Origin of the sequence: Caulobacter segnis, from assembly GCF_003243465.1 — a bacterium.
Taxonomy (GTDB): Bacteria; Pseudomonadota; Alphaproteobacteria; order Caulobacterales; family Caulobacteraceae; genus Caulobacter; species Caulobacter segnis_A.
Genome location: NZ_QFQZ01000111.1, coordinates 1 through 11,019 on the forward strand (window position 1 = coordinate 1; position 11,019 = coordinate 11,019).

10 protein-coding genes and 1 pseudogene are annotated in these 11,019 nt (G+C 68.3%); 6 read left to right on the plus strand and 5 right to left on the minus strand.

Annotated elements, in window-relative coordinates; genetic code table 11:
- Positions 1–318: 318 nt before the first annotated feature.
- Both DI526_RS21725 and DI526_RS21730 read right to left on the minus strand, forming a co-directional pair.
- A complete protein-coding gene (locus DI526_RS21725; RefSeq protein ID WP_304282555.1) occupies positions 319–1,410 on the minus strand; it encodes a glycosyltransferase family 1 protein in 1,092 nt (363 codons plus the stop codon).
- Positions 1,410–2,240 (minus strand): UDP-2,3-diacylglucosamine diphosphatase, encoded by an 831-nt coding sequence (locus tag DI526_RS21730; protein WP_304282558.1) that lies wholly within the window; start codon positions 2,238–2,240, stop codon positions 1,410–1,412. The genes DI526_RS21725 and DI526_RS21730 overlap by 1 nt, the downstream gene beginning before the upstream one ends.
- 273 nt (positions 2,241–2,513) lie before the next feature.
- Between DI526_RS21730 and DI526_RS21735 the strand changes: the two genes are divergently transcribed.
- Positions 2,514–3,143 (plus strand): TetR/AcrR family transcriptional regulator, encoded by a 630-nt coding sequence (locus tag DI526_RS21735; RefSeq protein ID WP_304282561.1) that lies wholly within the window; start codon positions 2,514–2,516, stop codon positions 3,141–3,143.
- A 4-nt stretch (positions 3,144–3,147) separates the two neighbouring features.
- Here the strand turns inward: DI526_RS21735 and DI526_RS21740 are convergent, their stop codons facing one another.
- The gene (locus DI526_RS21740) at positions 3,148–4,143 is read right to left on the minus strand and encodes a cupin-like domain-containing protein (RefSeq protein WP_304282564.1); all 996 of its coding nucleotides are present in this window, start codon (positions 4,141–4,143) and stop codon (positions 3,148–3,150) included.
- A 119-nt stretch (positions 4,144–4,262) separates the two neighbouring features.
- Positions 4,263–4,745, minus strand: a complete 483-nt coding sequence (locus DI526_RS21745; protein ID WP_304282567.1) for an Lrp/AsnC family transcriptional regulator — start codon at positions 4,743–4,745, stop codon at positions 4,263–4,265.
- Positions 4,746–4,852: 107 nt separating this feature from the next.
- Here DI526_RS21745 and DI526_RS21750 point away from each other — a divergent pair, with 107 nt between their 5' ends.
- From DI526_RS21750 to DI526_RS21770, 5 genes are all read left to right on the plus strand, one after another.
- Complete coding sequence (locus tag DI526_RS21750) at positions 4,853–5,110, plus strand: DUF6356 family protein (RefSeq protein ID WP_304282569.1); 258 nt, start codon at positions 4,853–4,855, stop codon at positions 5,108–5,110.
- A complete protein-coding gene (locus DI526_RS21755) occupies positions 5,107–6,108 on the plus strand; it encodes a putative sulfate exporter family transporter (protein ID WP_304282572.1) in 1,002 nt (333 codons plus the stop codon). The genes DI526_RS21750 and DI526_RS21755 overlap by 4 nt, the downstream gene beginning before the upstream one ends.
- A 46-nt stretch (positions 6,109–6,154) precedes the next feature.
- On the plus strand, positions 6,155–7,600 hold the full coding sequence (locus tag DI526_RS21760) for an amino acid permease (RefSeq protein ID WP_304282581.1): 1,446 nt from the start codon (positions 6,155–6,157) through the stop codon (positions 7,598–7,600).
- Positions 7,601–7,700: 100 nt separating this feature from the next.
- The gene (locus tag DI526_RS21765) at positions 7,701–8,849 is read left to right on the plus strand and encodes an acyl-CoA dehydrogenase family protein (protein WP_304282575.1); all 1,149 of its coding nucleotides are present in this window, start codon (positions 7,701–7,703) and stop codon (positions 8,847–8,849) included.
- 228 nt (positions 8,850–9,077) lie between these two features.
- Complete coding sequence (locus DI526_RS21770; RefSeq protein ID WP_304282578.1) at positions 9,078–10,703, plus strand: globin-coupled sensor protein; 1,626 nt, start codon at positions 9,078–9,080, stop codon at positions 10,701–10,703.
- A 198-nt stretch (positions 10,704–10,901) separates the two neighbouring features.
- Here DI526_RS21770 and DI526_RS21775 read toward each other — a convergent pair.
- Positions 10,902–11,019 (minus strand): annotated as a pseudogene (locus DI526_RS21775) (hypothetical protein); the annotation flags it as partial.

The window sequence follows — 11,019 nt, forward strand, 5'->3', positions numbered from 1 at the left end:
GCCCGAGCAGATAACGCTCACGCCCGCCGTCCTCATGGAAACAACAGCCTGGCGGAGCGGTCGACGAGCCGAAACGCAAACAAACCTTACGGTCTCCGGGTTCGCCCGGCCGCTCCGTCGCCTCCCCAACCTTCAGCGAGCGATCGCGTGAAGCCGATGAGACACGTCCCCTCCCCTCGATGGGGAGGGGTAGGGGTGGGGTGAACACCGCGTCAGATGCAGCGCGAGTCGGCCATGTCAGCATGTCACCCCCATCCCCGATCCTTCCCCCATCGAGGGGGAAGGGAGGCGGCCCGCGCCGAAGGCAGGCCGCGAGTCCTAGGCCGCCGTCTTCTTGCGCAGGCGGGCCAGGCGGCGCAGGCGGCGCCAGAAGCGGGTCTTCTCCGGCTCGGGATAGGGCTGCAGGTTGCGGAAGAACTCCTCGGCGCAGGATCGCCACGAGAACTTCTCGGCGAACTTGCGCACGACGGTCTTGTCGAGCTCCAGGCAGGCCAGGCACGCTTCCTTCAGGCCGTCGGTCTGGCCGGGCGCGAGGACACCGGCGTTGGAGCCGGGGATGATGTCGACGGGCCCCGGGGCCGAGAACGCCGCCACCGGCACGCCGGCGGCCATGGCCTCCAGAATCACCAGGCCGAAGGTGTCGGTCAGGGACGGGAAGCAGAAGACGTCGGCGCCGGCGAAATAACGGCCCAGCTCCTCGCCAAACTTGGCGCCCAGGAACTTCACCTCGGGATACTTCTCGGCCAGCTCCTCGCGCTGCGGGCCGTCGCCGATCACCACCTTGGTGCCGGGCAGGTCCAGGCTGGCGAAGGCCTCGATGTTCTTCTCCACGGCCACGCGGCCGACATTGAGGAAGATCGGGCGGGCCAGGCCCTCGAAGATGTCGGGGTCGCCGGGCTGGCGCGGCTTGAAGATGTCGGTGTCGACGCCGCGCGACCAGGGCGAGAGGTTGCGAAAGCCGTGCTTGGCCAGCTCGTCGCGCATGGTCGGCGTGGCCACCATCAGCCGGCCCGACGGCTTATGGAACCAGCGCATGTAGGTGTAGCCGGCCGCCAGCGGCAGCGGCAGGCGGGCCGAGACATATTCGGGGAACTTGGTGTGGTAGCTGGTCGTGAACGGCAGCTTCCATTCCAGGCAGATGCGGCGGGCGGCCAGGCCGATCGGCCCCTCGGTGGCGATGTGGATCGCCTCGGGTTCGAACAGCTTGAAGCGCTCCTGCACCGGCTCATAGGCGCCGATGGCCAGCTTGATTTCCGGATAGGTCGGCAGCGGAAAGGTCGGGAACTGGTCGGGGCTGACCACGTCCACGACGTGGCCCATGGCGCGCAGTTCGTCGACCACCCGGGTCAGGGTGCGAACCACGCCGTTGACTTGCGGTTCCCAGGCGTCGGTAGCGAGCAGTATCCGCATCAGGCGACGGCGGGCTCCGGCAGGGCCTCGTCGGTCGGGCTCGGCAGCTTGCGGCCGCGATCGATCACCGACCAGGAGCGCAGCTTGGCCCACTCCAGGATCTCGAGGCGGCCGTCGGCGTGCTCGGCCACGGCCGTGCAGCTTTCCACCCAGTCGCCGTCATTGACATAGGCGATGCCATCGATGTCGCGCATCTCGGCCTTGTGGATATGACCACAGATCACCCCGTCCACTCCCCGACGTCGGGCCTCGTCGGCCACGGCGGCCTCGAAGTTCTCGATGAACTGCAAAGCGTTCTTCACCTTGACCTTCAGATAGGCCGAAAAGCTCCAATAGCCGAACCCCAGGCGGCGACGGGCGCGATTCACCAGGGTATTCAGCATGAGGATGGTTCTATAGGACCAATCCCCGAGGAAGGCGAGCCACTTGGCGTGCTGGACGACGCCGTCGAACTCGTCGCCGTGGACGACCAGATAGCGCTTGCCGTCGGCCGCCTCGTGGATCACGTCGCGGGCCACCACGACGCCGCCGAAGTGGACGCCGCAGAACTCGCGGACGCGGTCGTCGTGATTGCCGGGGATATAGATCACCTCGGCGCCCTTGCGGGCCATGCGCAGGATCTTCTGGACGACGTCGTTATGGGCCTGGGGCCAGTGCCAGCCGCTGCGCAGCTTCCAGCCGTCGATGATGTCACCGACCAGATAGAGCTTCTCGCACTCGATGTGGCGGATGAAGTCCAGCAGCAGCTCGGCCTGGCATCCCCGCGTGCCCAGGTGCAGGTCGCTGATGAAGATCGATCGATAGCGGCGGACGGCGACGTCGGCGCTCATGGTCGTACCCCCGTTTGCCGCCGCAAGATCGCTCCGTCCCCGGATCGGCGCGATGGCGGCCAACGGCAGGCGATTAAGCTGATTGCATGTCGCTTTGATGAAGCGGGCGGGGCGGAACGGCGACGAACCGCGGTTCGGGTTCCCTTGCGGCAGCCTGCGGATTGACCATTTTCGGCGCGGAGGTCAAAATTCTTGGGGAATAAGCAACCGCCTTGCAGGCTTGGGATTGCTCAAGCTGTTGCGGCGCAGCATCGCTCGCACTAGATCACGCCGATGGACGCCGCCCGCCTCGCCAAGGACACCCCCAAGTCGCAGAAGACCCGTGCGCGGATTCTGGACTGCGCGATGCGTCTGTTCGCCGAGATCGGCTATCACGCCGCGACCAATCCGGCCATCGCCGACGCGGCCGGCCTGACCCGGGGGGCGATGCTCTACCACTTCCCGACCCGCGAGGCCCTGGTCGAGGCGGCCGTGGCCCACATCCAGGCCGAGCGCTCGACCCTGTTTCGGGCGGCCGCCGACAGCCTGCCGCCGGGCGCGGACGTCACCGAGCACGCGATCGACAGCTATTGGGACCTGCTGCACAGCACGCCGTTCCAGGCCTTCGCCGAGCTGGAGGCCGCCGGCCGCACCGACCCGGCCATCCAGGCGCTGCTCAGCCCCGCCCAGGCCGAGTTCGACCGCGCCCAGGCCGGCGATCACTTCCTGAAGATCCTCCACGCCGGCGCCGGCCCGCGCTTCCAGGCCAGCCGCGACCTCGCCCGCTTCATGCTGGAGGGCCTGGCCCGCACCACCCTGACCTACGACAAGGATGGCCGGAAGGAGCGCCTGCTGGCGGTGATCAAGCGCGCCACGCACATGCTGAACCGCAAGGGCGACATCCAGGACCTGTGGCCGGAATAGGCGGCTATAACGCCAGCTTCTCCGCCAGCGCCCGGCGCAGGCTGCGGGCGTCGTCCTCGCTGAGCGCGCCGAGCATGCCGTGAACGTTCCCGGGCAGGTGTGCGGTCGCCGCTTCCGGATCGCCGAACACATAGTGGTCGAAGGCGCTCTTCCAGGCCGCCCGCTGGTGGGCGGGCAGGGCTCGCAGGGCCATGACCGCGTGCAGGAAAGCGTCCATGGCCTCGCCGCGTCCCGCCGGCGCGCTGTCCCACCAGTAGTTGGCCAGCAGGTTCACCGGCTCCAGGGAGCGCACGTGGTGCCACCACAGGTACGGGATGAACAGCGCGTCGCCGGGCGCCAGCTCCACGACCTCGGCGACCGCCAGCGCCTGGGAAAAGCGCGGGTGACGCGCCAGGTCGGGCGCGTCGAAGTCGACCAGGCTGATCGGCGGGCCGCCCGGCGTTTTCTCGAACGGACCGATGGCGAGGTCGGCGACGGCCTGCGGCGGAAACAACGTGAAGCGCCGACGGCCGGCGACCACGCAGGCCAGATTCTCGTAGGGATCCTGGTGCGCGGCGACGATCACCCGGTTGCCCAGCCACAGCAGCGGCTCGACGTCGGGCGTCAGCGGCGAGACGTTCTCGGCGCGAAAGCCGGGCAGATGCATATCGGCGGGGATCGCCTGGGCGGCCAAGGCGGCGGGGCGCTCGGTCTCGCGATTGGCCAGCAGGAAGTCGAAGCTCTTGGACAGCCGCGCGCGGCCGCCCTGGAAATTGAAGCCGGTCAGGGCGTCGTCATAGAAGAAACGTCCGCCGGTGTCCGGGGCGGCGATCAGCGTCCCCACAGGCTCCTGCCGGTCGAACCGCGCCAGATAGGCGAACAGGGCCTCGTCCCCTCGTCGGGCGGCTGTGACGGCCGGCCAATGCGCGACGAGGCCGCGAAACACCACGGGCCGGGACGCTGGGACGATCTTCTCGCGGAAGCGATCGGCGTCGACCCCGTTCATCTCGACAATACTCATGGGGGCGCCACCGATCCGAACTTGCCAAGAGCCATAGGGCGTTCGGCGCGATCTGCCTAGGGTCGCATAAGGTCACGCTTCCAACGCCTGCGGCAGTTCGCCGGCGAAACGGCCGAGGCTCAGGTCGGGGCGACCGGCAGGGCGGTGGTGAACTTGATCTGCTCCATCGCGAAGCTGGACGACACGTCGCTGAGTGGGGCGGTGGCGATCAGGCGCTTGTAGAAACGATCGTAGGCGGCGATGTCCTTGACCACCACCTTCAGCAGATAGTCGACCTCGCCGCTCATCCGGTAGAACTCGATGACCTCGGGCAGGGCCTTGGCGCCCTCCGCGAACAGCTTCAGCCACTCCTCGTCGTGACGACCCGTTTTCACGGCCACGAACACGGTCAGCGGCAGGTCCAGGGCCTCGCGGTCCAGCAAGGCGACCCGGGCGGTGATCACGCCCGCGTCCTGCAGCCGCTTGATCCGCTTCCAGCACGGCGTCTGGGTCAGGCCCACGCGTTCGGCCAGTTCCGCGATCGGAACCGTTGCGTCCTCCTGCAGGATCGCCAGCAGGCGTCGATCGATATGATCGAGATCAATCATCTCTGCGTTCCGCATTGATCGAGAATGGAATTCTCTCTACGCCGCGTTTGGCGCGCAATCCAGTAATGCCTTTCCTCGAATCCTCGCCATCCTAGGGAGCCTCGGCAAACCGCGAGGCCTTCATGCTGGCGTCCTTCACCCGTCACCCCCGCTCGGTCGGCGAAAGCTATGGCCAGCACATGGGCGTGGCCTGGAGCTTCGGCTTCACCCTGATCGGCGCGGGCCTCGCCTGCCTCGTCCACGGTCTCCTGCCGTTCGCGTTCGAGCGGACCGGCAGCCGCACCGTTCGCGCGCTGAACGAGCGTCTCTCGAACCGCTGCGCACGCGCCGACGCCCACTTCGCGGCCGCCCCGATCAATGGCGAGACGGTCCGCGGATGACCGCGGCCGCCCTTCGCCTGGAGGCCGGCAAGCTGGCGCCCGGGCTGGTCGCCGGCCTGGCCCTGGCCGTACTCGCCAAGCTGCTGTCGCAAAGCCTGCATGCGCCCGCGCCGCTGATCGCGGTGGTCCTGGGTATGATGCTGGGGGCGCTTGGCCTGCAAGCTCAACTGGGCGCGGGGCTCGACATCTTCGCCAAGCCTGGCCTGCGCCTGGGCGTGGCGATGATGGGCGCCCAGATCAGCTGGGCGGAGTTCGCCGCGCTCGGCGGCCCGGCCATCCTGGCCAGCGGCGTCGTGGTGTTGGGCGGCCTCGCCATCGGCGCGGCGGCGGGCCTTGCCTTGGGCTTGCCCTTCGCCGAAGCCCTGATCGCCGCCGCCGCCTGCTCGATCTGCGGCGCCTCCGCCGCCCTGGCCGCGTCGCAGGCCGCGCCGGCCAGCCCCGCCAACCAGCGCACGACAGCGCTCGTGATCGTCGGGGTGAACCTGCTCTCGACCGTCGCGATGCTGGCCTATCCGCCGCTGGCCAACGCCTTGGGCCTGACCGCCCACCAGGCCGGCGTCTTCTTCGGCCTGTCCATCCACGACGTCGCCCAGGTGGCCGGCGCCGGCGCGTCGGTCTCGCCCGAGACCGCCAGCACCGCGGCCCTGGCCAAGCTCGCCCGCATCGTCTGGCTAGGCCCGGCGGTGGTGCTGATCGGCCTGATGCTGACCCGCAGCGCAGAAGGCGGGCGCGTTTCCGGCCTGCAGGCGCCGCCGGCATTCGTGCTGGGCTTTGCGGCCCTGGCGGCAGCGCGCGGCCTGAACCTGATCCCTCCGGCCCTGGTCTCGACCCTGGCGGCCTGCTCAAGCTTCCTGCTGTTGGCGGGCGTGGGCGCGATCTCCGCCAAGCTCGGGCCCCAGGCCCTGCTCCAGGTCAAGCCGAAGCTGGCGGTGATGCTTGGGACGGTCACGATCGCCGTCGCCGTGCTGGCCTACGCCCTGACGAGAATATTCTTCTAACCAGGGGTTCTTGGCGGAGCACGAAATGAGCTCCATGGTCGCCGAAATGAGTCGGAGGACCCCTCAAGTGAGCTTCTGGACGCGCCGAAAGAGCATCGACACCATCACCGCGGGACACGCGGACAGCCATCAGCTGAAGAAGACCCTAAGCTGGCCCCATCTGGTGGCCCTGGGGGTCGGGGCCATCGTCGGCACCGGCATCTACACCCTGACCGGCATCGGCGCGGGCCTGGCCGGGCCGGGCGTGATCCTGTCGTTCCTGATCGCCGGCGCGGTCTGCGCCTGCGCGGCGCTCTGCTACGCCGAGCTTTCGACCCTGATGCCGGCGGCGGGCAGCGCCTACACCTACAGCTACGCGGCCATGGGCGAGCAGGTCGCCTGGTTCGTCGGCTGGAGCCTGATCCTAGAATACACGCTGGTCTGCGCGGCGGTGGCGGTGGGCTGGTCGGCCCACGCCCATGGCCTGTTCAAGCTGATGGGCTTTCCGGACGCCTTGCTGGCGGGGCCGCACGCGGGCGGACTGATCAACCTGCCGGCGGTGATCATCTCGATGGCGGTGGCGGGGCTGCTGGCGATCGGCACCCGCGAGAGCGCCGTGGTCAACATGGTGCTGGTCGCCGTGAAGATCATGGCCCTGATCGTCTTCGTCGTCCTGTGCCTGCCGGCCTTCGACGCCAGCCACTTCACGCCCTTCATGCCCAACGGCTTCTCGGCCACGCCGGGCCCCGACGGGGTGAAGATCGGGGTGATGGCGGCGGCCAGCCTGATCTTCTTCGCCTTCTACGGTTTCGACGCCGTCTCGACCGCCGCCGAGGAGACGAAGAACCCGAAGCGCGACCTGACCATCGGCATCGTCGGCTCGATGGCCGCCTGCACGGCGATCTACATGATCGTCGCCGCCGTCTCGATCGGCGCCTCGCGCGCCGAGGTGTTCTCAAAGAGCGAGGCGCCGTTGGTCTTTATCCTGGAAAGCCTCAGCCATCCCAAGGTCGCCCAGCTGGTGGCCCTGGCCGCGGTGATCGCCCTGCCGACCGTGATCCTGGCCTTCATGTACGGCCAGAGCCGGATCTTCTTCGTCATGGCGCGGGACGGCCTGCTGCCGCGCGCCCTGTCGCGCGTGAACGCCAAGACCGGCACGCCGGTGATGATGACCCTGCTCACGGGCGCCCTGTCGGCCCTGCTGTCGGGCCTGCTGTCGCTGAAGGACATCGCCGAGCTGGCCAACGCCGGCACGCTGTGGGCCTTCATCGCCGTCGGCGCCTCGGTGATCCTGCTGCGACTGCGCGAGCCCAACCGCCCCCGGGTCTTCTCGACGCCGATCTGGCCGGTGGTGGCTCCCGCCGGCATCCTCGGCTGCCTCTACCTGTTCGTCAGCCTGCCGGTGAAGACCCAGGTCTACTTCGTCTACGCCCACCTGATCGGCGCGGCGATCTATCTGGCCTATGGCGCGCGCAAGAGCGTGCTGGCTCAGCAAGAGAAGGCCGCAGGGTAAGGCTTCCATTCTCGAAGGTCATCGCTACAGTCTCGGTCAAAACAAGTGTTTGACGCCTTCCCTCGCGGTTCGCGAAGGGCCGGACAACGGGAGAAAGCGCATGGCCCTCGACCTGGAGACCCGCGAGCAACTGATCGACACGGTCGCCCGCTTCGTCGCCGAGCGGCTGCGGCCGATCGAGGCCAAGGTCGCCGAGGACGACGCCGTGCCCGCCGAGATCATCGAGGAGATGAAGGCGCTGGGCCTGTTCGGCCTCTCGATCCCCGAGGAATACGGCGGCCTTGGCCTGGGCATGGAGGACGAGGCGCTGGTGGCCATCGAGCTTGGCCGGGCCTCGCCGGCCTTCCGCTCGGTGTTCGGCACCAATGTCGGCATCGGCAGCCAGGGCCTGGTGATGTTCGGCGATGACGCCCAGAAGACCAGGTGGCTGCCCGGGGTCGCCTCGGGCGAGGTCATTACGTCCTTCGCCCTGACCGAGCCCGAAGCGGGATCGGACAGCGGCGCGGTGCAGACCCGCGCCACGCTGGACGGCGACTCCTATGTGCTGAACGGCGCCAAGCGCTACATCACCAATGCGGGCAAGGCTTCGCTGTTCACGGTGATGGCCCGCACCAATCCCGAATTGAAGGGCGGGGGCGGCGTGTCGGCCTTCCTCGTGCCGCGTGACCTGCCGGGGCTCTCGGTCAGCAAGCCCGAGAAGAAGATGGGTCAACAGGGCGCCCACATCCACGACGTCACCTTCGACAACGTGCGCGTGCCCGTCGAGAACCGCCTGGGCGCGGAGGGCGAGGGCTTCAAGGTCGCCATGCAGGTCCTGGATCGCGGCCGCCTGCACATCGCCGCCGTCTGCGTCGGCGTCGCCGAGCGCCTGATCGCCGACTGCGTGGCCTACGCCTCCGAGCGCAAGCAGTTCGGGCAGCCGATCGCCAACTTCCAGCTGATCCAGGCGATGATCGCCGACAGCAAGACCGAAGCGCTGGCCGCGCGCGCCTTGGTGCTTGAAACCGCCCGCAAGCGCGACGGTGGCGTGGGGGTCACGCTGGAGGCGGCGGCCAGCAAGCTGTTCGCCTCGGAGATGGTCGGCAAGGTCGCCGACCGCGCCGTGCAGATCTTCGGTGGCGCCGGCTACGTCGCCGACTACGGGATCGAGCGCCTCTATCGCGACGTGCGGATCTTCCGGATCTATGAGGGCACCAGCCAGATCCAGCAGCTGATCATCGCCCGCGAAACGCTCAAGCAGGGCGGATGATCGCGCTGGACGCGTGGCGGTTTGTCACAGATGAGGCGCGCTCGGCCTGCGTCGCGCCGCATCGCGTGGCTGGAATCCCTTCTAATTTAGGGTTTTCGCCCCGGAGCGGGTTTTCGCGCTTTGGCCTTTAGTCTGCGATAGCGCGTCAAGCTGACGCGCGTCTGGCGAGTATATTTAAGCCGACATTAAGCACGCCGCCGCGAGATTGTCCGTCCACCCAGCAAACGGATGACGGCGATGAGCCACGATTACGCGATCAACGAGCGAGTGGCGTTTATGGGGATCGACGACAGGGCGCGTGAAGCCCTGCGCGGTCTGAAGCCTGTTGTCGAGAAGGCGATCGGCCCGGCTCTGGCGAACTTCTACGCCAAGGTGGAGGCTACGCCCGAGACGCGGAAGTTCTTCAAGGACGACAAGCACATGGCGGCCGCCAGCGGTCGCCAGCAGGCCCATTGGGCCGGCATTGTCGAGGCCAAGTTCAGCGAGGATTATGTCCGCGCCGTCCGCACCATTGGCGAAACCCACGCCCGTATCGGGCTTGAGCCCCGCTGGTACATCGGCGGCTATGCCGTGGTCAGCGACCACCTGATCCGCTCCGTCCTCGAATCGGTCTGGCCCAAGGGCTTCATGAGCAAGGGCGGCGTCGCAGAGGCCGGCGAGGCGCTCAGCGCCCTGATCAAGGCCGTGCTGCTGGACATGGATTTCGCGATCTCGATCTATCTGGAGACGATCGACAACGAACGCCAGCGGCTGGAAGCCGAACAGCGCGAAGCCCAGGCGTCCCAGGCCGAGATGGTCGCCGCGCTGGGTGAGGCGCTGGATCGCCTGGCCCAGGGGGACCTGCGCTCGCGCCTCGACATCGACGTCAAGCCGAACTTCCAGAAGCTCAAGGACGACTTCAACAACGCGGCCAAGCTGCTTGACCAGGCCATGGGCGGGGTCAACGTCGCGACGGACGGGATCCGCTCGGGCACCGAGGAGATCAGCATCGCCGCCGACGACCTGGCGCGTCGCACCGAGCAGCAGGCCGCCAGCCTGGAAGAGACGGCCGCCGCGCTGGACGAGATCACCCAGACCGTCCGCCGCGCCGCCGACGGCGCCAAGCAAGCCCAGGACGTGGTGGCCGGTGCCAAGTCGGAGGCCGAGCGGTCGGGCGTGGTGGTCGACCAGGCCGTCGCGGCCATGGGCGAGATCGAGACCAGCTCGCGCGAGATCGGCAACATCATCGGGGTGATCGACGAGATCGCCTTCCAGACCAATCTGCTGGCCCTGAACGCCGGCGTCGAAGCCGCCCGGGCCGGCGAGGCGGGCAAGGGCTTCGCCGTCGTCGCCCAGGAGGTGCGCGCCCTCGCGCAGCGCTCGGCCGAGGCGGCCAAGGAAATCAAGGCCCTGATCGGCGCCTCGACCAAGCAGGTCGAGGCCGGCGTCGGCCTCGTCGGCCAGACGGGGGAGGCGCTGAAGGGCATCGTCGGCAAGGTCGCCGAGATCGACGAACTGATTGTCCAGATCTCAGCCTCGTCGCAGGACCAGGCGCGGGGCCTTTCGGAGGTGAACACGGCCGTCAATCAGATGGACCAGGTCACCCAGCAGAACGCGGCGATGGTCGAGCAGACCACGGCCGCGACCCACTCGCTGAAGACCCAGACCGCCGAACTGTCCCGGCAGGTGGCGACCTTCTCGATCTCCGGCCGCGCGGCCGCCCAGGCCGCCCAGGCCGCCCCGGCGTCGCAGCCGGCTGCGCCCGCTCCCCGCTCCACGCCCGCGGCGCGTCCCGCGGTCCGACCCGGCGCCTCGGCTCCCGTATCGCGTGGGGGAGCCGCTGTCGCCCTGAAGGACGAGTGGGAAGAGTTCTAGAGCGCTCTACCTGGCGTCCGAGCGGTTCGGCTGCTCTGACGCTTGTCCACGCTCGGAGCGGCGAGCCGTTCTATCGAGAGGTGTTCTCTACAGATGATACCGGCGCCTGGCGGTCACGCCTGGAGCGCCTTGCAAAAAAGACGCCCCCGCCGAGCGATCGGCGGGGGCGTTCTGTTCTTCCGGCTTGATGAGCGATGCTTATGCGCCGCCCGGGAAGCGGAAGGGAACCTTGACGGTGCCGGTCTTGGCGCCCATCGGCAGCTTCTCGGCGATGCACATGGCGGCCTTGTCGAAGCCCTTGCCGGCGGCGCTGTTG